The organism is Proteus sp. G2609 (assembly GCF_963896135.1).
Lineage (GTDB): Bacteria > Pseudomonadota > Gammaproteobacteria > Enterobacterales > Enterobacteriaceae > Proteus > Proteus mirabilis.
Window position 1 is genome coordinate 166,256 of sequence record NZ_CAWQNB010000008.1, and the last position, 23,123, is coordinate 189,378.

Sequence of the window (23,123 nt, forward strand, 5' to 3'; positions counted from 1 at the left end):
ATTACCCCCTTAGTTTTAACTTTATTGAGCAGTGAGTAAATAAATTATTATGAACGAACATACAATCAGTAATGAATCTCTTATTTTTTCTCTGTTACTGGTCTTAGTGGCTATATTTATTAGCCGAAAAGAGAAACTTTCATTAGAGAAAGATATTATTTGGAGTACCGCCCGAGCGATAATTCAACTCTTTATTGTTGGCTACGTATTAACTTATATTTTCGATGTCGACCATATTATCCTTACATTTCTAATGGTCTTATTTATCTGTTATAACGCTGCCTATAATGCTAAAAAACGCAGTAAATACGTTAAAGATATTTTTATTATCTCATTTGTCGCTATTACCACAGGGGCATTGCTCACCTTAAGTATTTTACTTTTTACTCATGCCATTGCCTTTACCCCTATCCAAATCATTCCTATTACCGGTATGATCGCGGGGAATGCAATGATTGCGACCGGACTTTGTTATAATCAGCTTGGGCAACGTTTTGAAAATCATCAACAACAGATCCAAGAAATGTTAAGTTTAGGGGCAACCCCTAAAATTGCTTCAATGGCTATTATTCGAGATAGTATTAAATCGTCGTTAATTCCGACCGTTGACGCAGCCAAGACCGTGGGGATCGTAAGCTTACCTGGAATGATGTCTGGATTAATTTTTGCCGGTGTTGATCCACTACAAGCGGTTAAATACCAAATTATGGTCACCTTTATGTTGATGGCAACCGCCAGTATTTCAACAATTATTGCTTGCTATTTAACCTATAAGAAATTCTTTAATCAACGCCATCAGTTAATGACGTTTAATCAATAAGATAATGACTCTCCCTCTGTGTAACACAAAGGGAGAGCGCAATATTAACCGCGTCCTTTGGGGCGATTAAGAATATGATCTTCCCAGTCCTCAACTTCCACTTCAGGAACAGCAATATATCTTACTGAGATATTACCTTGATGCATTTTTGCTTTATTACCTGCAATAAGGGGATGCCAATCCGCTAAAGGCTTCCCTTCTGCTAATAAGCGATAAGCACAAGTCATCGGTAACCATTCAAACGTCGGCAAATTATATCGCGTGAGTTTGATACAATCAGGCTCATAACGAAAACGATCTTCATAGTTACTGCATTGGCAAGTTTTAATATTTAACTGATTACAAGCGACGTTAGTAAAATAGATCTCATCAGTATCATCATCCATTAACTTGTGTAAACAGCACTGCCCACACCCGTCACATAACGATTCCCACTCATCATCACTCATTTCATCCAAAGTTTTTGTCTGCCAAAAAGCCTGTGTCATCTCTACGTTATTACCTTATTGCTCATCATATTATTAAATAACCCGTGTGGTCAGCTGATGTTCATTGACACTTAATACCAACATATCACCCGATGCTAAGGGACCGACACCTTCTGGTGTTCCCGTTAAAATGACATCACCTGGGCGAAGGGTAAAAAAGCGCGACATATAACTGATAAGGGGTAAAACAGGCGTTAGCATATCACGACTGTTCCCTTGCTGACGAATTTCACCATTAACTTTCAACATTAAGTCAACATTTTGGGGATCACCAAAAGAGTTCACCGGAATAAATCCCGACAAAGGCGCTGAACCATCAAACGCTTTACTTTTCTCCCAAGGTTGTCCCGCTTTTTTTAATTGACTTTGTAAATCACGTAAAGTGAGATCTAAACCAACACCAAAACCAGCAATAGCACGATCAACCCTATCTTCATTGGCTTGTTTCAGTGGCTGACCAATTAATACCGCTAACTCTATTTCATGATGCACTGCCCCCATTTCTTTGGGGATCGCAATAGGTTGGCGAATATCACACATCGCCGTTTCTGGTTTAATAAAGATAACCGGCTCTTCAGAGCGCACCGAGCCCATCTCTTTTATGTGGTTTGCATAATTACTGCCCACACAAATCACTTTATTGACAGGAAAATCAAGCAACGAACCTTCCCAATCTCTATGTTGATACATAATATTTTCCTTATTAGGTAAATCGCTGTGTTTTATGTCACTGCTAACGTGATTTAGTGTTGAGTTGGCAGTGTATTTATTTTATTGGCAACGCCATCAGCCATCGTCACAATGCTCAAAGCAAAAAAGTAAGAGCTATTCCAATGCATGATAGTACGGAAATTTTGGGTGACTAAATAACTTCTATGCAAATCATCATCAGGAATTATCAGCCATACCTTCATATCATCACTTAATTGGCTATTAGCGGGTAATTGCACCCCTAGCGCCTTCCATTGTGCGACCGTTTTTTGTTGCTCTGTTTTTATACCTTCCAACTGTTGATTAAAATTAGCAGGTAAACTGACTTGTTCCCCCCAAGGGAGATCGCGTTGCCATCCCTCAGTTGCTAAATAATTAGCGGCTGAAGCAAACGCATCTTCACGGCTATTCCATATATCAATATTGCCATCACCATTGCCATCAGCAGCGTAAGTCAAAAATGAAGATGGCATAAACTGTGTCTGCCCCATTGCGCCTGCCCAAGAGCCTTTTAAACGCTGGCCTACAGGTAAATGTCCATTTTCGATTATCTCAAGTGCAGCCATTAATTGGCGACTAAACAAAGCCTCACGGCGACCTTCAAAAGCTAATGTGGCCAGTGCTGAGATAACATCTTCTTTCCCTTGTACTCGACCAAAACCACTTTCTAATCCCCATAAGGCAACAATATAATTTGCAGGCACACCATATTGATTGCTGATCTGCGCTAGGGTTTGTTGGTTAGCTTGATAAAGTTTCGCCCCTTCTGCGATACGTCCTTTCGTCACCACTCGAGGTAAATACACATCTAAAGTAATTTTCTTTTCTGGCTGATTACGGTCTGACTTCACCACTCTGTCAATAAAGTGAATTTCCGAAAAGGCAAAATTGATAGTTTCAGGTTTATAACCCAATTCAGCCGCTTTTTGTTTTAAAGCATCTACATAAGCAGGAAATTGTGCAGGTGTCCGTGACTGTTTTGGAAAAGCCTGTTCAAATGAGGCAACATCAATCTGTTTCCAGCGAGCCGGTGCTGATGTCGTAATATCGGCAATTTCACTTGTTACAGGTTTTTTTTCTGCACTCTTCTGATGGCTATCTGCACAAGCAGATAGCAAAACAGTAGAAACAATCACCGCGATGAACGAATATTTGAACATTTATGCTCCTTTTATCTCGATGATTTATTCAGTTTTTTCTGAATTTTTTAATTCATCTAAATAAGCATTTAACATACTTTCGACGGGAGGTGGCACTTGTAGATAAAAACCTTGGTCAGTCAACGCTTGTTTGACTTTTTCTATGTCAGCATTCGCTAAACGCTGTCTTTGCGCCAGATCTAGCAACATTGCAAACTGTGGTTCACCAAAACTTTGTAATAATTCCTCAGGAATTCGAGAGAAATCATCTTTTTTTTCGATGTATAAATAAGTTTGATCACGCTTGGTACTACGGTAAATTGCACAAATCATTTTCATTAAACTCTAATTATTAAAATAAGCGACTTGCCTGAATATTTTAGTAAATATAACATGCTTATATAATTTCGTAATATCGTCTCTGGTTTTTTGTGCCAGATTATAGAAAATTTACTGAGTCAGATAGATGTCAAACACGCCCATTGAGTTAAAAGGCAGTAATTTTACCCTCTCGGTACTTCATTTAAATGATGGATCACCGAAGGTTATTCGTCAGGCTATTTCAGATAAAATTGCCCAAGCGCCTCAATTTCTGAAAAATGCGCCTGTTGTTATCAATGTCTCTGCTATCGCAGATCAAACGATTGATTTTAAAAAACTGAGGCGAATAGTAGAAGATGCTGGCTTACGTGTTGTGGGAATTAGTGGTAGTCATGACGCTCAACAAAAAGAAGCGATAATTGCCGCACAGTTACCTATTCTAAATGAAGGTAAAATAACTAAGCCAACAGCTCAGGCAAATAACGATAAAACGAATGAAGTACCGATAAATGTACGACAAAAAACCAAAATCATTCATACACCAGTGCGTTCCGGGCAACGTATTTACGCACCAAACAGCGATTTAGTCGTGTTAAGCAATGTCAGTGCTGGCGCTGAATTAATCGCAGACGGTAATGTGCATATTTATGGTGTATTGCGTGGACGGGTTCTTGCCGGTGCATCAGGCGACCAAGAGAGCTATATTTTTTGTACACATTTATCTGCAGAACTAGTTTCCATTGCTGGTCAATATTGGCTAAGCGACCAAATTCCTACAGATTTTGTTGGCAAATCAGTCCAACTTAGTTTGCAAGAGAATGAATTAACAATCGAGAACTTAATTTAGAGCATCGACAAGGAATCACTCCATGGCACGCATTATTGTTGTTACGTCAGGTAAAGGTGGGGTTGGTAAAACAACTTCCAGCGCGGCCATTTCTACCGGCCTCGCTCAAAAAGGGCATAAAACGGTTGTTATCGACTTTGATATCGGATTACGTAATCTTGACCTAATTATGGGTTGTGAGCGTAGAGTCGTTTATGACTTTGTTAATGTTATTCAAGGTGATGCTACTTTAAATCAAGCCCTGATTAAAGATAAACGTACAGAAAACCTTTATATCCTCCCTGCTTCACAAACAAGAGATAAAGACGCTTTAACCCGTGATGGTGTAGAGCAAGTGTTAGATGAACTGGATGAAATGGGTTTTGATTTTATTATTTGTGATTCACCTGCAGGGATTGAAAGTGGCGCACTTATGGCACTCTATTTTGCAGATGAAGCCATTATCACCACCAACCCAGAAGTCTCCTCTGTACGTGACTCAGACCGTATTTTAGGTATTTTAGCCTCTAAATCACGTCGCGCTGAACGAGGCGAAGATCCTATTAAAGAACATCTTCTATTAACACGCTATAATCCAGGCCGAGTAAGCCGTGGTGATATGTTAAGTATGGAAGATGTGCTAGAAATTTTATGTATTCCACTGCTGGGTGTTATTCCAGAAGATCAATCCGTTTTACGTTCATCAAACCAAGGTGAGCCTGTTATTCTTGATAGTGAATCTGATGCAGGTAAAGCTTATTTAGATACAGTAAATCGTTTATTAGGTGAAGAACATCCATTCCGTTTTATTGAAGAAGAGAAAAAAGGCTTCCTAAAACGCCTTTTTGGGGGGTAAAAGATGGCTTTATTAGATTTTTTTCTGTCGCGTAAAAAGTCGACAGCAAATATTGCCAAGGAGCGCCTACAAATTATCGTAGCAGAGCGTCGACGTGGCGATACTGAGCCAGCTTATTTACCTGATATGAAAAGAGATTTATTAGGTGTTATCTGTAAGTATGTGCAGATAGATCCCGATATGCTATCTGTTCAGTTTGAGCAGAAAGGCGATGATATCTCCGTATTAGAATTAAATGTGACATTACCTGAAAATGAAGAATCACCTAAGTGATCATATTTAATTCGCTGATATAAGCTAATGATCCACAGAGCCAGCTATAAACTATCACATATTTGCTTGGCTCTGTGTTTTTAATTATATATAAACTGGCTGAATACAAATATGCAAATAGCGCTATATATTGTTGCTATTTTAAACATTCATTAATAATAAGTTGGAGTTGCTATTTATTGGATGATAGAAGGATGATAGAAACTCATATTGGGTTTGAGAAAATTTCAGGCTAAATAATTACTCTTTAGCCTGAATTAATATAACGTGATATTAAGGATATTGCGCCAAAATTGCAGTAATTTTTTCTGCTAATAATGCTTTACGCCAGCGTGAAAGCAATTCAGGCTCCCCTGTTTTAATTTTCCAGTGAATATTAAGCAATTGGTTTATTTGTCTTCTTGAGGCTAATAACTCGGGGTTATAACGCTGTCCTTCACTTACCTCTTGGATCACCGTTTTTATTGCTTTAAAGGCTTTTTTATAGTTAGGTTGTTCAATTAAATTGCCAATAGGCTCAGGACAATCTTCATCTTTGATCTGTTTGGCTTTAGCAACAAAATCCAACAAGCGGCGGCCATGACAACGAATTTCTTGCCCCGATAGAGAAAGCGCATCTAATTCAGCAAGAGAGGTCGGTAAATAGCGTGCTACTGACCATAAATGCTCTTCCCTTACAACAAAATTTAATGCCATATCACGGGCTCTAGCTTGATTTAAACGCCATTCAGCCAACATTTTTAAGCATGCTAATTGTTGACCTCGTAATTGCCATGCATTACCAATATCGCGATAGGCAAGCTCTGGTGATACGGTCTCTTGGCGACGCTCGGCTATCATTTCACACTCATCAACAATCGCGTCCATATAACCGGCTTCTTGTGCCTGCGCGATTAATTTCTTCGCTAGAGGTAACAAATAAAACACATCACCACTCGCATATTGGCACTGTTTTTCGGTTAATGGGCGTGCCAGCCAATCTGTTCGTGATTCACTTTTATCGAGAGCAATATGTTCATATTTTTCTACTAAGGTGGCAAAACCACAAGAAATGGGATAGCCCAGAAAAGCGGCCACGACTTGGGTGTCTATCATGGGTGTCGGAACACAACCAAATTGATGAGAAAACACTTCAAGATCTTCACTTCCAGCATGCAAATATTTAAGTACTGCGGGATTAGTTAATAATTCAACAAAAGGAGTCCACTCAGTAATGGTCAGGGGATCAATAAGAGAGATCTGTTTACCATCGTACATTTGGATAAGCCCCAAATGTGGGTAATAGGTGCGTATACGGACAAACTCTGTATCTAATGCAATTTGTGATACCTCGGACGCTGCTTTACAGACATCTTCTAGTGCTGTGTTTGTCGTGATAAATTGATAATTCAAAACAGGTTTCTCTTGTGTTTTTATGTCTAATGACTTTTTCGTAAAGACAAAAACGCCGGTATAAACCGGCGAATTTATCAAAGGTTATACTTTGTTGTATCAAGATCCAGTTGATGTTTTCAACTGTTTTTCTTCATTTCTTAATTCTCTGCGTAAAATTTTACCAACATTTGACTTAGGCAGCTCTTCTCGAAACTCAATAATCTTAGGTACTTTATAACCCGTTAAGTAACGGCGACAATGAGTTTTAAGTTCATCTTCTGTCAATGAAGGATCTTTTTTGACAACAAAGATTTTCACAGTCTCACCCGAGCTTTTACTCGGTACACCAATCGCTGCTGATTCTAAAACTTTCGGGTGCGCAGTAACCACTTCTTCAACTTCATTAGGATAGACATTAAATCCTGAAACCAAGATCATATCTTTTTTACGGTCAATGATGCGGATAAAGCCTTCATCATCCATTGTGGCAATATCACCTGTGGCAACCCATCCATCATGTAGTACTTCTGCTGTCGCATCAGGACGATTCCAGTAGCCTTTCATGACCTGAGGGCCACGAACCCACATTTCACCGCCTTCTGTGCGAGACACTTCATTACCTTCATCATCCATAAATTTTACTTCCGTTGAAGGTACAGGAAGCCCAATACTACCACTGTATTTTTTCAGGTTATAAGGGTTACCTGTTACTAAAGGCGAACACTCAGTTAAACCATAACCTTCTAATAGATGCTTACCGGTTAATTCTTCCCACTCTTTCGCAACACTACTTTGTACGGGCATTCCGCCACCAACAGAAAGGTTGAGCTTAGAAAAATCAAGTTGACGAAACTCAGGATTATGTAACCAAGCATTAAATAGTGTATTTACCCCGGTAATCGCCGTGACAGGATAACGCGATAACTCTTTAATAGTGCCTTTAACATCTCGTGGGTTCGTTATCAGTAGGTTTTTCCCGCCAACTTCAATAAATAACAAGCAGTTCACGGTTAAAGCAAAGACGTGATACAAGGGTAAAGCGGTTACCACCAGCTCTTTCCCTACATTAAGTGCAGGAACATAAGCGGCTTTAGCTTGTTCTAGATTAGCCAACATATTACGATGAGTTAACATCGCGCCTTTCGCAATTCCTGTGGTACCACCAGTATATTGTAAGAAGGCTAAATCATCTCCAGTAATTTCTGGCTTAATATATTGCATTCGATAGCCTAAATGCATCGCTCGACGAAATGATATCGCGTCAGGCAAATTATATTTTGGGACTAATCGCTTGATATATTTAACCACAAAATCAACCAGTGTCGCTTTAGGACGAGATAGCTGATCTCCCATACGTGTTAAAATAACGTGTTTAATGCTGGTGTTAAAGACGATTTTTTCCAGCGTATGGGCAAAGTTAGAAACAATGACAATAGCTGTGGCGCCACTATCATTAAGCTGATGTTCAAGCTCTCTTGGTGTGTAGAGTGGGTTTACATTGACCACTACCATACCGGCACGAAGAATGCCGAAAAGCGCTATAGGATATTGCAGTAAGTTAGGCATCATTAAGGCGACACGATCACCTTTTTTCAATCCTAAGCCATTTTGCAAATAAGCGGCAAAAGCACGGCTACGCTCTTCTAGTTTGCGGTAAGTCATGACCTCGCCCATATTGATAAAGGCGGGTTGATCTGCGTAATTTGCGACAGCGTTTTCAAGCATCTCTGCAAGAGATGCAAAACGGTCCGGGTCAATTTCAGCCGGAACATCTGCCGGATAACGTTTAAGCCAGACTTTTTCCAAAGTAGTACTCCTGATTAATCGCACTTCTTGGTTAATATTATGTTTCTTTTTAACAAAGTATTAACTCATCCTACCAGCACAAACAATTTTCTGTTGTGAAGATGCGAAGTGTATCACTAAATTTTTTCTTTTTATGTTTAACAAAAAAGAAGGCGGTCAAAACCGCCCTCTCTTTTGTTGTCTTCATCTTTAATAATTATATTAGATAATTGCCATCTAATATATTACAGGCATTGATTATACACCGTTTCAAACTCATAAAGGTAAAATATTATATCGTCATTAACGATTATTCTAGTTTATTACTCCAAAACGGGGACAACTTGGCCAGTGCCATATGGATATGCCCCATAGCCACCATAGCCATAATTATACCAATAAGGGGCATTACCATAGTATCCCCATGTCATTACAGGCGCAGGCATAATAACTTGTTGCGTTAATGTCCAGCGTTTCATTCCTGTAACATCGATACGTAAAAATGGATAAACGGCTTCACCCACTTTGCCTGTTTTTACACCTTTGATCGTACCCACTACCGTGACATACTGATTTTTATAATCTGTTGGATCTAAAAAATGGGTAACATTCGCATAAAGACGACCAACAGAAGGTTGCTGTAACTCAGGAGCCGCATCATAGTGAGAAAGTGGCATCACAGCAATTTCTAACTGGGTTGATGAAGGTAGATTCTTAACCTCAATCACTCGCCCACCAAAACGACCTTCTTGACCGACATAAAGCTCCGGTGCCGCTAGAACTACATTTAAGTCAGTAACAGGAGTTGCTGTTGTCCCTTTAATAGATTCAGGTATAGAGACGCAGCCCGTTAGTAATAGAGCGCCAGATAAAAATAGCGCTTTACTTACCAAACGGTAGTTTAATTGTCTGTTCATAAACCACCTCTTTGTACGTCATTAAGTACGTTACACTCTAAGATAAGTATAGCGTCACTCTGTCACTTCTAACAGAAAATCGCTAACAATCTATTCCCGTCCTGGTAATTTTTTCCAAGTGACTTCATTACGTAAATAAACAGGCTCGGCCTCTTCTACTTTAGTTGCTTTCCCTTCATGCCATGCTGTAACGGCAAGTGGCAACATATCTTGTGCCGCAGGCAAAGTAATTTGCGTTTCAACCACGGTAAAAGGCAATGATAAAGCTAAATCAGGATAAGCTTGCCACCCCGTACCCGCAATTGCCCAGCGACCTGTGATAGCTTGTAGCGTTTCGGCAAATTGTTCTGGTTTCATTACCGCTTCTGTTTCTTCACCAGACCAAATGCCAACGTCATTACGCTGATATTGGGCACAGTAGATTTCCCCCATACGGGCATCAATGGCGACTAAAACTTGCTTAATGCCTGTTGTTCTAAAAACGCCTTCTGCCATGGTGGCAAGAGAAGAAATACCAATCAGTGGCAAATTAGCCCCTAGTGCGATACCTTGCGCAACACCGACACCAATGCGAACACCGGTAAAACTGCCCGGACCACGACCAAAAGCGAGGGCATCTAAGGATTGCAGTGATAAATTGGCTTCTTCTAAAGCACTTTTCACCATTGGTAAAATTTTTTGTGTATGTTCACGCGGTGAAATTTCAAAACGTGAAGCAACGACACCTTCATTCCAAACCGCAACAGTACAAGACTCAGTTGCGGTATCAATTGCTAAAATTCGCAGTGACACGCCATAACTCCGGCAGATTCAATAAGTAAAAAGAGAAAGAATAATATCATAATAGTATTCAACAGAATAAATACACATCATATGTAATCACTATTATGACTCCGACACTATTTTATTTCGTTGTGCCCGTTGGCTTAAAAAATAACTGGTTTTTTCTAATGAACGGGTTCGTGGTGATGGGGGCAAACTACTTAAAAACACTTCCCCATAAGGTCTTGAAACTAATCTATCATCACAAACAATAATGGCACCATAATCATGTATATCGCGGATCAAACGCCCGACGCCTTGCTTTAGAGTGATCACCGCATCAGGGATTTGTACATCCCGAAATGCATCACCACCACGTAATTGACAATCTTCAATACGTGCTCTTAATAATGGATCGTCAGGTGCGGTAAAGGGTAATTTATCAATGATCACACAAGAAAGTGTATCTCCCCTGACATCCACCCCTTCCCAAAAACTTTGGGTCGCAACAAGTAACGCATTGCCTGAGGAAACAAATTTTTTCAATAATTGCGATTTCCCCATTTCGCCTTGCATTAACACGGGAAGTGGTAAGCTGGCTTTAAACTCTTCGGCTAATCCACGCATCATAGCGTGAGAGGTACAAAGAAAAAAACAACGCCCCTGATTTTTTAAGATCACAGGAGCCAGCATAGCGGCTAAACGCTTCGCGGTGTATGGTTGATTTAACGGAGGTAAATAACGTGGTACACAGAGCAACGTTTGATGTTGATAATCAAATGGGCTATTTAAAATTAATGTTGTGGCATTTTCCAGTCCTAATCTATCTGTGTAATAAGACATTTTTTCATCTACAGAGAGTGTTGCAGAAGTAAATATCCAACTACTTTTATGGGACTTTATCAGCTCACGAAATTTATCAGCAACCGAAAGTGGCGTGATCGCCAGTAAAAAATGGCGACCATAGCTTTCAAACCAATAACTGTATCCGGCAATCGTCGTATCAATTAGGCGTTTTAAGCGATTACGATAAAGTGTTGCCCGTTCAAACGCACTATCCAGTAATTGGCTACGCCCTAAAGAGAGCTTCATTACATCATAACTTAGCTCTAACGCATCATCTAATAAGGTTAAATAGCGTTTGGTTTCCTTATTTTGTAATAGTTCCCTTAAGTTACCCCGAAAACCCGTATCACCTAAGCTAAGACGAAAATCTTGTACCATTTGAGTTAAACGGTCAGCACTTTTTTGCAGTTGCACTTGATCACGCACCTCAGTGCGATACGCCACAATCATATCGCGCGCTAGATCGAATAATTGACGACTAGTGAGCTGTTGACCGAAATAGTGGCTTGCTATATCAGGAATTTGATGCGCCTCATCGAAGATCATTATCTCCGCATCGGGGATCAGCTCACCAAAGCCAGTATCTTTTACTACCGTATCTGCCATAAAAAGGTGATGATTAACAATCACCACATCAGCGGCTAACGCATTTTTACGGGCACTTAATACATAACACTCTTTGTAGCGAGGACAATCACTGCCCAGACAATTATCATTAGTGCTAGTCACCAGTGGCCATACTTTGCTATCTTCCGCCACACTATGACAGCGACTAATATCACCATCTTCTGTTTGCGTTGACCATTGGCGTACATGCATAACATCAGCAAGTACTTCTGCTTCTAAATCACCGCCACTGAGCATTTGCTGATCTAAACGTTCTAAACACAAATAATTAGAGCGACCTTTTAATAAAGCCGTTGTACCATCGTAGTCTAGCGCTTCTATTATGGTGGGGAGATCACGACTATACAGTTGATCTTGTAATGCCTTAGATCCGGTAGAGATGATAGTTTTTTTCCCAGAACGTAATGCAGGCACAAGATAGGCATAGGTTTTCCCTGTCCCGGTACCCGCTTCTGCAATAAGCACACCTTGTTTATCAATAACCTCTGTTACTGATATCGCCATTTGTCGTTGAGCTTCACGGGGATGAAATCCAGGAACGCGTCGGGTTAAAATCCCGTTTTCTGCAAAATCGTCTGACACAGGCATACTCTTTTTATAAAATAAGACGTAAATTATGCCAGTGGATAGCTAAAAGTACCACCCACGTTGTTAATACAAAGGAGAATTTATCGTGACTATAAAACGTATCGATCCAGAGGACCGTTGGTCTGAAGCGGTTATTTATAATGATACTGTCTATTACACTGCAGTTCCTGAAAACTTATCAGGGGATATAATCGAACAAACTGCAGATACATTAGCTGCTATTGATGTGTTATTACAAAGAGTGGGATCGGATAAAAGTAAGATCCTTGATGCAACACTATTTTTAGCAGATAAAGCCGATTTTGCAGGTATGAATCAAGCATGGGATGCATGGGTTGCTAAAGGGAGCGCGCCAGTACGTTGTACCGTTCAGGCTCAACTCATGCATCCTGAATATAAAGTAGAAATTAAAATCATCGCTGCTCTCTAATTTTTTATTAGCACCCGCACATGCGGGTACTATTTTCTCTTATATGTCGGATCAGCTAATTCAATATAATAATTTGATAAATGATCATGCCCATAACATATACCAATATGACTGTTTGCCATAAAAGTTAAAAAAAACTCTAATGGCCCATAAAATTTTTGGCTCGTAAAATGACGTAACGTAAAAATAGTTATTTTTCTTAACGTATCGGGTAAATGGATTATTTTAATTTTTTTATCTAATGCGCTTCCTGCGAGTTCACATATTTGATTCAAAGATAGAATATCCGGTCCACCTACAGTGAATTCATTTATATTGGTTGTCATTTTCTCGACAATAAATTGCGCTAAATCTTTTCCAGAGATAGGATTTATTTTTTGTTCGCCATCACCAAATAAATAAACTTTACCTGATGCCGCCATCTGTAAAAAATCCCCCATATCGCTAAAATAGCCATTAGGTCTTACAATACAGTATGCTAAATTGGCTTGTTTTAATTTATCAACAAAGCGCTCCTTTGCTTGAAAAATCTTTAGATTTCGGTGTTTTTCGCCATCAATAGCCGAGATATAAATAAATTTATTAACCTTCGATTTAATCGCTTCTTCTAATAAATTGGCATTTGCCTGATAATCCACATCCATATAGGTTAACCCTTCTTTTTGCCGAGTGATCCCTACCGTTGATATCACGCAATCAATATTTTGAGCAATCAAAGAGAGTTGCTCTGGTTTTGTGATCTCGCCAATAAATATATCATCAACATCAGCAAACTTTGTCGCTTGTTGATGATTTCTAACTAAAACACGTACCCAATATCCTTGTTTTTTTAATTCTTGAACTAAAAAACCACCCAAATATCCTGTTGCTCCCGCGACTAATATCCGTTTCATTTCAACTCCTTTCTTTTTTAATTATCATGAAAAGTAACATCAATGATAAATTAATAGCAACTGCGTTTAGCATAATAAATGCAATATACTCACCGTTGTTAGTGATAGATTCTATTGCATCTTCAAATTTCACTCTTTTTAGTGTTGAAATAGTAAGGTTATTTTTAATATAAACTTTTGTTATTTTAAACACATCGTTTTTAATAGATATTTATAGAAACAAAAAAGCTAAGTTTACAAGAAACTTAGCTTTTTTTATTTAATATGCTTTACTTTGCTATGTAAAATAGAGTTAAGCGAATTTAATCATTATCATACCGACTAATAATAATATAATTCCACTCCATCCTTTATAATTTAGGCGTTGATTAAATAAGATCCACCCAGCGGCGATAGTGGCAATAATACCAAAAGCTCCCCATAGTGCGTAAGCAACAGAAAGCTCTATCCCCTTTACGGCCATTGCCAATGAACTAAATGCGCCTAACACACAAAGCAATGACAATATTCCCAACCCCCAACGACTAAAACCGTTAGACATTTTCAAGAATATATTGGCCACGATTTCAAGCACAACAGCAAGAAGAAGAAAAGCACCATGCCACCATTCAAATTGAGCTAACATATTAAGCCTCTTTAACATTAGAAGAAATTGGCTTATTAACTCCCTTTACCACAGTAGCAACCTGTTTGGCTTTTCCGGCAATATTTTTTACCGAATCGGTTGTTTTTTTAGCAACCGCCGATTTTTTAGTGCCTGACTTAATCAGAGTGATCCCCGCAATTAACATTGCTAAACCACCTAATTTTAATGCTGACAGTGATTCACCAAACCAAAGCACGCTAAATGTTGTAATAATGACAATTCCAATACCTTCCCACAGTGCATAAGCTACACCTAATGCCACTTTTTTTACGGCTATGGCTAAAAAGATATAGGAAGTGGCAATCATTAACCACATAACGATCATACCAGTGTAACCACCGCTGACACTGGCATACTTCATTGATAAAGTGCCGATCACTTCACAGATAATAGCTAAAACTAAAAATATCCAATAAATCATTTTTCATCTCTCATACACGTTTAAAGCACGCCTAAACGTTTCTTGCGCAGAAGATAGAGAATATGCAGATAGTCTTTCTGGCGGTATAAAACCGAACGTTAAGGCAACGTTATTTCCTGATATATCAGGAAGTAGGATGAGAAATTTCTATAATGCGCCACACCAGTAGTGTTCGCTGGATAAAATAGCAGAAAGGAATAACTTATAAGTAGAACGTTTAACTTTTACGCTTTTGGCGCTAGTCATGATTATTTATTCTTTCATCGCGCAGACCATCCGCACGATATACTCCGAACCCTCATATAATATGGATAAATGTTACATGATATTTCTATCATGCCGAATTATTTAAAGCAAGGATCTTCTGCAAAAATTTTTTAGGTAATTGATTGGTTTTATTTAGGTTTTAAGTTGAAGATTGCAATACACTGCATAGTTAATCAATTCTTAGCTGAACTTGTTATTAATTTATTCATTTATATCGCAGTAATTAAGCTTAATAAAAAAACACCGCAAAACTCGACCTCTTATTTTACGGTGTTATTTATATTAGTTAGGGACTATATCTGACGATGAAATTCCCTACTCAATTTCATTCCAAGAGCGGCCATCACGAGTGATCATTGCAACAGATGCAACCGGCCCCCATGTTCCTGCTTGGTATGGCTTAGGTAATTCATTATCGCATTCCCATGCATTAATAATTGAATCGACCCATTTCCATGCTTCTTCTACTTCATCACGGCGGACAAATAGCGCTTGAATACCCCGCATTGCCTCAAGCAACAACCGCTCATAAGCATCAGCTAAATGAGTTTGATTAAAAGTTTCGGAGAAACTTAAGTCTAATTTAGTGGTTTGTAAGCGGTGTTTATGATCAAGACCTGGTGCCTTATTTAGCACTTCAATATCAATACCTTCATCAGGCTGTAAACGAATAGTGAGTTTATTTTGTGGTAACTCTTGATAGGTTTCACTGAAAATATTCAGAGCGGGTTTTTTAAAATAGACCACCACTTCCGAGCATTTACTTGGCATACGCTTACCGGTTCTTAAATAGAAGGGTACACCCGCCCAACGCCAGTTATCAATATCAGCACGAATTGCAACAAAGGTCTCTGTATTACTGGCTTTATTGGCACCCTCTTCATCCAGATAGCCCGGTACTTTTTTACCTTGTACAAAACCGGCCGTATATTGCCCACGAACCGTTTTTTCACGGACATTAGTCATATCAATACGACGTAATGAGCGCAGCACTTTCACTTTTTCTTGGCGGATACTATCAGCCGTTAAATCAGCAGGTGGTGACATGGCGATCATCGTCAAAATTTGTAATAGGTGATTTTGCACCATATCACGCATTTGACCCGCTTGATCGAAATACCCCCAACGTCCTTCAATACCAACTTCTTCTGCTACCGTGATTTGGACATGATCTATCGTTTTGTTATCCCAATTATTAACAAATAAGGAGTTAGCAAAACGTAAAGCCAATAAGTTTAAAACGGTTTCTTTACCCAAGTAGTGGTCAATACGATAAATTTGACTCTCTTTAAAGTATTTCGCCACACTATCATTAATAGAAACTGAAGAGGCTAAATCTGTTCCTAGTGGTTTTTCCATAACCACACGGTTTGGCTCTTTATTTAATTTAGCATGTCCCAAACCTTTACACATCGCACTGAAAGTACTTGGTGGCATTGCAAAATAGTAAATCGCCGGTAATTTGTCTTGTTTTAGATGTTTTGCTAACTCAATAAAGTGGTCAGTTTCATTGACATCAAGATTACAAAAATCGAGACGAGCACTTAAACGTTGCCAAATTTCAGGGTTAATCTCTTCTTTTAAAAAAGTTTGTAATGCTTCATGGGCAACATTTGTATAAGCAGCTACATCCCAATCAGCACGACCAACACCGATGATACGTGTATCAGGGTGAATATATCCTGCCTTTTCCAGTTGATAAAGTGATGGAATTAACTTACGACGGGCAAGATCCCCTTTAGTACCGAAGATAACCAGATCACAGGCCTGAGCAGTCGATATCGCTGCCATAGTACGTCTCCTCATGATGAGATTTTGTAATTTTGTTACATAATTTCGTATTAATGTACTCTTTTGGGTGTACGCAGTAAATACGCTTGCGTGTTTTAGTCTTTAACGCCCCTTACATCTTATTAACCAACGGTTTTTTTATGTCTAGTTTTTTCTATTTCTATGTAAATTTACAACAGTTTTGTTCATTGTTTTCAGCTTTGAAAGTTAGACACAGGTCATACTTTGATGAAAAAAGCCCTTTTAAGGGGCTGTCAGCGATGTAAGTGCTGTTATATGCGTAGTATATTTTCATAAAACCGTTATAGATTTCTCCTTTTATTGAAATTGGCAAAGCCAAGGATCTGTATATTTAATGAATATATTGGAAAGGGTTCAGTCTAGTCTGGACATCTTGAGTAAATCAGAAAAAAAAGTGGCTGAGGTTGTTTTAACAACACCACAAACCGTGATCCATTCAAGTATCGCTCTTATGGCGAAAACAGCTGATGTTAGTGAGCCCACTGTAAATCGTTTTTGTCGACGCATGGCAACAAAAGGATTTCCAGATTTTAAGTTACAATTAGCACAAAGCATTGCCAACGGTACACCTTACGTCAATCGTAACATTGATGACTCCGATTCTGTCTCTGCTTATACCAATAAAATATTTGAATCCGCGATGGCGGGTTTAGAGAATGTCAAAAATAATCTCGATATTGCTGTTATTAATCGAGCTGTCGATATTCTTACTCAAGCAAGAAAAATCTCGTTTTTTGGTCTAGGTGCTTCTGCCGCCGTCGCACATGATGCCATGAATAAATTCTCACGTTTCAACATTCCCGTGACCTATTTTGATGATGTTATCATGCAACGAATGAGCTGTATAAATAGTATCGACGGTGATGTTGTGGTGATTGTGTCTCACACAGGTCGTACTAAAAATTTAGTCGAAATTGCTAAAATTGCACGTGAAAATGATGCATCAGTAATAGCGATTACCACTTCTGGCTCTTTATTAGCCGCCGAAGCAACATTACCCATCTTACTTGATGTACCGGAAGATACCGATATCTACATGCCGATGATTTCTCGCCTTGCACAACTTACCGTTATTGATGTTCTGGCTACAGGGTTTATTTTACGCCGAGGGCCAAAATTTAGAGATAACTTGAAGCGTGTCAAAGAAGCATTACGCGATTCGCGCTTTGATAAGTAACCGTTTTAAATGAATTTGTTAGTATAGTCACATTTAGCAGTGTGCCCTTGACTAGATAACTTTTTGAAAAATGGTAGCATAACTGCGAGCTAACTCTCACATATGATGAAAACACCTAAGTATGTTACAATTAGCTTGAAGCGTTTCACTTAACATATTGGATAGAATGTTACTTACCTCCGTTTTATCCAATAGCCAATACCTTTCGTTCAAGGTCAACGGAGTAATGCATGTCCAGACGGCTCAGAAGAACAAAAATTGTTACCACCTTAGGCCCAGCAACAGATCGTGATAATAACCTAGAAAAAATCATTACTGCTGGTGCAAATGTTGTTCGATTAAATTTCTCTCATGGCTCTGCAGAAGATCATCTTGCTCGTGCTAATCGCACCCGTGAAATAGCAGCTAGACTTGGTCGCCATGTTGCTATTTTAGGCGATTTGCAGGGTCCGAAAATCCGTGTTTCGACATTTAAAGAAGGCAAAGTATTTCTTAATGTGGGAGACAAATTTCTCCTTGATGCCAATTTAGAAAAAGGCGAAGGCGACCAAACAAAAGTCGGTATTGACTATAAAGGGTTACCTGCCGATGTTGTTCCTGGCGATATCTTGCTACTTGATGATGGACGTGTTCAATTAAAAGTCCTTAAAGTCGAAGGCCTGAAAGTTTTCACTGAAGTGACTGTCGGTGGCCCATTATCTAATAATAAAGGGATCAATAAACTCGGTGGTGGTCTTTCTGCTGAAGCATTAACTGAAAAAGATAAACAAGATATTATTACTGCAGCCAAAATTGGTGTTGATTATCTGGCTGTCTCCTTTCCAAGAACAGGCGAAGATCTTAATTATGCACGTCGCTTAGCACGTGATGCAGGCTGTGAGTGCCAAATTGTCGCGAAAGTTGAACGTGCCGAAGCCGTTGCCAATGATGAAATTATCGATGAGATCATTCTCGCTTCTGATGTTGTCATGGTTGCCCGTGGTGATTTAGGCGTAGAAATTGGTGATCCTGAATTAGTCGGGGTACAGAAAAAACTCATCCGTCGTGCTCGTCAGCTAAATCGTGTTGTTATCACAGCCACTCAAATGATGGAATCGATGATAACTAACCCAATGCCAACTCGTGCAGAAGTCATGGACGTCGCCAATGCGGTATTAGATGGTACAGATGCCGTTATGTTATCGGCTGAAACAGCAGCAGGACAATATCCCGCTGAAACTGTAGCCGCAATGGCACAAGTCTGTTTAGGCGCGGAAAAAATGCCTGCGGCCAATGTATCAAAACACCGTTTAGATATGGTATTTGATAATGCTGAAGAAGCGATAGCCATGTCAACCATGTATGCAGCTAACCATATGAAAGGCGTTAATGCGATTATCGCTATGACTGAGTCCGGTCGTACTGCCCGTATGATGTCACGAATTAGCACCGGTTTACCTATTTTCTCTATGTCACGCCATGAGAAAACATTAAACCAAACTGCACTTTATCGAGGTGTTACGCCTGTTTATTGCAGTACTCATACTGACGGTATTGCTGCCGCTAATGAAGCTATTATGCGTTTATGTGAAAAAGGCTTTTTAGTTTCAGGTGATTTAGTCTTAGTCACGCAAGGTGACCAGATGGGCACGATCGGAAGTACCAATACTTGTCGTATCCTTACCGTAGAATAATCGTTCTTATTCTTTTATAGCAAAATAGCAAAATGGCAAACGGGCACTTTAAATAGTGCCCGTTTTTTTATCTTCCTATTCGTTCACCAGCAATAGACTAGTCTAGGATATTCTCACGCGCATAAGGTTCTATTTCCCCCTCTTTACGCGTTTTTAATAGTTTTAAGATCCAAGTATATTGCTCTGGTGTTGGTGAAACTAACGCTTCTAGCTCTTCATTCATCCGACGCGCAATATAACGATCATCTTGCCCTTCTATATCATCCATCGGCTCACGGATAATAATCTTTAGTTGATGCGTTTTATGACAGTAAACAGGAAACAGTGGCACAATGGCCGCTCTGCATACTTTCATTAATCGGCCAATCGCCGGTAATGTGGCTTTATAAGTACCAAAAAAATCCACAAATTGACTATGCTCGGCACCATGATCTTGGTCAGGTAAATAATACCCCCAAAACCCTTGGCGCACCGTTGAAATAAAAGGTTTTATCCCCGCTTCGCGCGAGTGTAAACGTCCGCCGAAATGGTAACGTGCTTTATTCCATAAATAATCAGTCACCGGATCTTTTTGGTGGTGAAACATTGCTGCCATTTTTTGCCCTTTAGCAGCCAATAACATGGCAGGTACATCAACAGCCCATCCATGCGGTACCATAAAAATAACATTACGCCCTTGTGCTTTTAAGCGCTCTATAATCTCTATCCCTTCCCAAGAGGTACGCTGTAATGTGTGTTTAGCCCCTCTTAAACAAAGATCTGCAAGCATCACGAAAGACTGTGGCGCTGTTTCAAACATTTTATCAAGCACATCTTCTCGTTGTGCTTTATCCCAGTGAGGAAAACAATATCTTAAATTGATATCTGCACGACGTCTGGCACTTTTCGCTTTACGCCCAACAAAACGACCTATAGAAGCAAGGAGCGGATCACGCCATTTTACCGGCATATACGCTAATGCACACAATACGCCTGCACCAAACCAGGTTCCCCAATGACGAGGATGCAAATAGGCGCGGTGAAAAGTCGGTACATAACCCGCTTTACTATCTGTATCTTTTTCTTTATTCATCAGATAACTCGCTGAACTGACACCTCTAAATAGGCGTAAAAATCATTAAAACAAAAACGGATGATATCAATCATCCGCTTTTATGTCTTTAACTTCTTGTTTAATGTCAATTATCTAACGTTAATTGAGGCATGATCTCTTTTACTTTAGCTAAGTATTCACGCTTCTCTTTACCTGTTAGGCCATCTGCACGGGGTAATTTAGCTGTTAATGGATTAACCGCTTGTTGGTTGATCCATAATTCATAATGTAAGTGTGGCCCTGTGGAGCGCCCTGTATTTCCGGATAGTGCAATGCGATCACCTCGTTTTACACGTTGTCCCGGTTTGACTAACAGTTGGCGTAAGTGCATATAACGAGTGGTATATTGGCTACCATGACGGATAGCAATAAAATTACCTGCTGCACCACTGTATTTAGAGACAATGACTTCACCATCTCCCGTAGCTAAAACAGGCGTACCAACAGGCATAGCAAAATCAACCCCTTTATGCGGTGCAACACGGCCTGTGACAGGATTGATACGGCGAGGATTAAATTGAGAAGAGACTCTAAACTGTTTTACCGTTGGAAAACGCATAAAACCACGTTCTAAACCACCTGCTTGGCTATCATAGTAGCGGCCATCTTCAGCAAGAAAAGCATAGTAATCTTTACCACCACTTCGTAACCGCACACCAATAAGTTCGCTCTGTTCGGTACGACCATCTAATACTTCACGAGAAAAAAGGGCTGAGAATTTATCACCACTTTGTAATTTTCTAAAGTCTAATTGCCATTGCAAAGCTTTAGTCACTGCGCGAGCTTCTGCGTTAGTTAAGCCAGCATTTGTTGCACTTGCAGAGAAACTACCACGGATAACCCCTGTGGTCACACTATTTTTCCATTCGCCTTTTTGGAACTCTTTCGCTTCAGTAAAACCTGTTTCCGTACGCGTATAAACACGAGTTTCTCGGCGAGAAACGCCCCAACTTAACTCTTGCAATAAACCATCATCATCAAGTTTCCAACTTATTGGTTGGCCTATTTTAAGGTTTCTGAGATCTTTATTTTGATTGGAGAGCGTTGCAATATCGGCTGAGTCGATACCAAATTGCGTTAATATCGAACTTAATGAATCTCCACTGGAGACAATATAAGTATGAGGAACCTGTGCCACTGCGGTGCTAGTATCGACACCATCATCAGCACCTACAAGTCCTTCATCTGTTAGCTGATCACTACTGTCGGTGATAATATCGTCGGTGTTTTCCCCTTGAGTTGTTAGGGGAGTCTGAATACTGATAGGAACTTCTCTGCTTTGTTCGGTGTGAAGCACAACTGGCCGCCATATTGCGACAGCCAGTGTTGCTGCAGTTAACGAACCAAGCATAATTTTATGTGGTAAGGGTAAATTTAAATATACCTGTGCAATGGATCTCGTCTTCTGCTGCACGTTCTTAATTCCTTATTGTGTTTCATTCAGGCAGCTCGCATATTGGTTAGCTAATTGGGTAAGGAATTTCACATAACTATCTTGAGTTAATGCAATCCCACTTCCTAGGGGATCTAATACCCCCATTTTAACTCCAGTGCCTTTCGCCACTGTCTCAATTACTGTCGGCCTAAATTGTGGCTCAGCAAAAATACATGTGGCTTTTTGCTCAACCAACTGTGTTCGTATTTGATGTAATTTCTGTGCACCTGGTTGTATTTCAGGGTTGATCGTAAAATGACCTAATGGCTTTAAATTATAATGTTTTTCGAAGTAGCCATAAGCATCATGAAAGACAAAATAACCCTTGTTTTTAACAGGCGACAGAATATTAACAAGATTTTTATCTGTTTGCTTGAGTTGTTCGCTGAATTTACTTAGGTTTACGTCCAGAAGTTCTTTTTTATCTGGATAGAGCATCACTAACCTATCGTGGATCTGTTTTGCAGACGACAACGCAATCTCTGGTGATAACCAGATGTGCATATTATAATCACCATGAGAATGATGTTCGTGATTTTCCTCATGTTTATGCACATTGTCATTATCATCTTTCAATAAAAGCGACTTTATTTTGTCAGTTTCCGCTAAAGCCAGCTTATTTTTGTCACTAAGTCTATTTAATGGTCTATCTAAAAAGACTTCCATATCCGGCCCAACCCATACCATTAAATCTGCTGAGGTGATTTTGCGTAAATCCGAAGGTTTTAATGCATAATCATGTGGCGATGCCCCATCAGGTAATAAAACTTCTGTTGGCGTTACACCATCAGCAATTGCTGCCGCAATAAACCCTATCGGCCTAATTGAAGCAACAACATCTGCCTGAACAGATGAACTAAATGAGGCTATCATAGCAGTCACTAAACATGATTTAATTAAAAAACCATGCGCAAATTTGTTGTTTTTATGTAACATAGGCAAA

Annotated in this window: 23 protein-coding genes; 7 read left to right on the forward strand and 16 right to left on the reverse strand. The window is 39.5% G+C overall.

Going from position 1 to position 23,123, the window contains the following annotated elements; all coding sequences use genetic code 11:
* The first annotated feature begins 49 nt into the window (after window positions 1-49).
* Window positions 50-820 (forward strand): iron efflux ABC transporter permease subunit FetB, encoded by a 771-nt coding sequence (fetB, locus tag AACV01_RS03165; RefSeq protein WP_004242789.1) that lies wholly within the window; start codon window positions 50-52, stop codon window positions 818-820.
* Window positions 821-864: 44 nt separating this feature from the next.
* Here the strand turns inward: fetB and AACV01_RS03170 are convergent, their stop codons facing one another.
* From AACV01_RS03170 to AACV01_RS03185, 4 genes are read right to left on the reverse strand one after another with little or no spacing between them, the layout of a single operon-like run.
* Window positions 865-1,308, reverse strand: coding sequence for a YcgN family cysteine cluster protein (locus tag AACV01_RS03170; RefSeq protein ID WP_004242788.1), 444 nt, complete (start codon window positions 1,306-1,308; stop codon window positions 865-867).
* A 33-nt stretch (window positions 1,309-1,341) separates the two neighbouring features.
* Window positions 1,342-1,998, reverse strand: a complete 657-nt coding sequence (locus tag AACV01_RS03175; protein ID WP_004242786.1) for a fumarylacetoacetate hydrolase family protein — start codon at window positions 1,996-1,998, stop codon at window positions 1,342-1,344.
* 53 nt (window positions 1,999-2,051) lie between these two features.
* Window positions 2,052-3,179, reverse strand: coding sequence for a lytic murein transglycosylase (locus AACV01_RS03180; protein WP_161682415.1), 1,128 nt, complete (start codon window positions 3,177-3,179; stop codon window positions 2,052-2,054).
* A gap of 24 nt (window positions 3,180-3,203) precedes the next feature.
* On the reverse strand, window positions 3,204-3,491 hold the full coding sequence (locus tag AACV01_RS03185) for a YcgL domain-containing protein (RefSeq protein WP_004247993.1): 288 nt from the start codon (window positions 3,489-3,491) through the stop codon (window positions 3,204-3,206).
* A 133-nt stretch (window positions 3,492-3,624) separates the two neighbouring features.
* Between AACV01_RS03185 and minC the strand changes: the two genes are divergently transcribed.
* Genes minC through minE form a run of 3 tightly spaced genes read left to right on the forward strand, consistent with a single transcriptional unit; the run spans window position 3,625 to window position 5,434 of the window.
* A complete protein-coding gene (gene minC / locus AACV01_RS03190) occupies window positions 3,625-4,326 on the forward strand; it encodes a septum site-determining protein MinC (RefSeq protein ID WP_020945591.1) in 702 nt (233 codons plus the stop codon).
* A 22-nt stretch (window positions 4,327-4,348) separates the two neighbouring features.
* A complete protein-coding gene (gene minD, locus AACV01_RS03195) occupies window positions 4,349-5,161 on the forward strand; it encodes a septum site-determining protein MinD (protein WP_004242782.1) in 813 nt (270 codons plus the stop codon).
* Between the two features lie 3 nt (window positions 5,162-5,164).
* Window positions 5,165-5,434 carry a cell division topological specificity factor MinE gene (gene minE, locus AACV01_RS03200; protein WP_004242781.1) on the forward strand — a complete coding sequence of 90 codons (270 nt, stop codon included), beginning with the start codon at window positions 5,165-5,167 and terminating at the stop codon, window positions 5,432-5,434.
* 273 nt (window positions 5,435-5,707) lie between these two features.
* On the opposite strand, the gene rnd is transcribed toward minE, so the two are convergent.
* The 5 genes from rnd to AACV01_RS03225 all read right to left on the reverse strand — a co-directional run bounded on the left by rnd (window position 5,708) and on the right by AACV01_RS03225 (window position 12,333).
* The gene (rnd, locus tag AACV01_RS03205) at window positions 5,708-6,826 is read right to left on the reverse strand and encodes a ribonuclease D (RefSeq protein ID WP_004247992.1); all 1,119 of its coding nucleotides are present in this window, start codon (window positions 6,824-6,826) and stop codon (window positions 5,708-5,710) included.
* 99 nt (window positions 6,827-6,925) lie between these two features.
* Window positions 6,926-8,614 (reverse strand): long-chain-fatty-acid--CoA ligase FadD, encoded by a 1,689-nt coding sequence (gene fadD / locus AACV01_RS03210; protein WP_004242778.1) that lies wholly within the window; start codon window positions 8,612-8,614, stop codon window positions 6,926-6,928.
* A gap of 302 nt (window positions 8,615-8,916) precedes the next feature.
* The gene (locus tag AACV01_RS03215; protein ID WP_004242776.1) at window positions 8,917-9,510 is read right to left on the reverse strand and encodes a Slp family lipoprotein; all 594 of its coding nucleotides are present in this window, start codon (window positions 9,508-9,510) and stop codon (window positions 8,917-8,919) included.
* A gap of 90 nt (window positions 9,511-9,600) precedes the next feature.
* On the reverse strand, window positions 9,601-10,302 hold the full coding sequence (tsaB, locus tag AACV01_RS03220; protein WP_020945590.1) for a tRNA (adenosine(37)-N6)-threonylcarbamoyltransferase complex dimerization subunit type 1 TsaB: 702 nt from the start codon (window positions 10,300-10,302) through the stop codon (window positions 9,601-9,603).
* Between the two features lie 93 nt (window positions 10,303-10,395).
* Entirely contained in the window at window positions 10,396-12,333 is a 1,938-nt protein-coding gene (locus AACV01_RS03225) for an ATP-dependent DNA helicase (protein ID WP_020945589.1), read from the reverse strand.
* A gap of 85 nt (window positions 12,334-12,418) precedes the next feature.
* On the opposite strand from AACV01_RS03225, the gene AACV01_RS03230 reads away from it, so the two are divergent.
* A complete protein-coding gene (locus AACV01_RS03230; RefSeq protein ID WP_004242773.1) occupies window positions 12,419-12,763 on the forward strand; it encodes a RidA family protein in 345 nt (114 codons plus the stop codon).
* A gap of 29 nt (window positions 12,764-12,792) precedes the next feature.
* On the opposite strand, the gene AACV01_RS03235 is transcribed toward AACV01_RS03230, so the two are convergent.
* The 4 genes from AACV01_RS03235 to zwf form a co-directional block, all read right to left on the reverse strand.
* Window positions 12,793-13,656: an SDR family oxidoreductase gene (locus tag AACV01_RS03235; protein WP_004247987.1), complete on the reverse strand. Its 864-nt coding sequence runs from the start codon at window positions 13,654-13,656 to the stop codon at window positions 12,793-12,795.
* Between the two features lie 292 nt (window positions 13,657-13,948).
* Window positions 13,949-14,281: a multidrug/spermidine efflux SMR transporter subunit MdtI gene (gene mdtI / locus AACV01_RS03240; RefSeq protein ID WP_004247986.1), complete on the reverse strand. Its 333-nt coding sequence runs from the start codon at window positions 14,279-14,281 to the stop codon at window positions 13,949-13,951.
* A 1-nt stretch (window position 14,282) separates the two neighbouring features.
* Window positions 14,283-14,723 (reverse strand): multidrug/spermidine efflux SMR transporter subunit MdtJ, encoded by a 441-nt coding sequence (mdtJ, locus tag AACV01_RS03245; protein WP_004242769.1) that lies wholly within the window; start codon window positions 14,721-14,723, stop codon window positions 14,283-14,285.
* Between the two features lie 582 nt (window positions 14,724-15,305).
* Window positions 15,306-16,781 carry a glucose-6-phosphate dehydrogenase gene (gene zwf / locus AACV01_RS03250; RefSeq protein ID WP_004242768.1) on the reverse strand — a complete coding sequence of 492 codons (1,476 nt, stop codon included), beginning with the start codon at window positions 16,779-16,781 and terminating at the stop codon, window positions 15,306-15,308.
* 355 nt (window positions 16,782-17,136) lie between these two features.
* On the opposite strand from zwf, the gene AACV01_RS03255 reads away from it, so the two are divergent.
* Window positions 17,137-17,979, forward strand: a complete 843-nt coding sequence (locus AACV01_RS03255) for a MurR/RpiR family transcriptional regulator (protein WP_012367880.1) — start codon at window positions 17,137-17,139, stop codon at window positions 17,977-17,979.
* Between the two features lie 230 nt (window positions 17,980-18,209).
* Window positions 18,210-19,652 (forward strand): pyruvate kinase, encoded by a 1,443-nt coding sequence (gene pyk, locus AACV01_RS03260; RefSeq protein ID WP_004242765.1) that lies wholly within the window; start codon window positions 18,210-18,212, stop codon window positions 19,650-19,652.
* Between the two features lie 97 nt (window positions 19,653-19,749).
* Here pyk and lpxM read toward each other — a convergent pair whose 3' ends face one another.
* From lpxM to znuA, 3 genes are all read right to left on the reverse strand, one after another.
* A complete protein-coding gene (gene lpxM / locus AACV01_RS03265; protein ID WP_004242762.1) occupies window positions 19,750-20,724 on the reverse strand; it encodes a lauroyl-Kdo(2)-lipid IV(A) myristoyltransferase in 975 nt (324 codons plus the stop codon).
* A 106-nt stretch (window positions 20,725-20,830) separates the two neighbouring features.
* The gene (gene mepM, locus AACV01_RS03270; protein WP_004242759.1) at window positions 20,831-22,159 is read right to left on the reverse strand and encodes a murein DD-endopeptidase MepM; all 1,329 of its coding nucleotides are present in this window, start codon (window positions 22,157-22,159) and stop codon (window positions 20,831-20,833) included.
* Between the two features lie 12 nt (window positions 22,160-22,171).
* A complete protein-coding gene (gene znuA, locus AACV01_RS03275; RefSeq protein WP_004251364.1) occupies window positions 22,172-23,116 on the reverse strand; it encodes a zinc ABC transporter substrate-binding protein ZnuA in 945 nt (314 codons plus the stop codon).
* Between the last annotated feature and the right edge of the window lie 7 nt (window positions 23,117-23,123).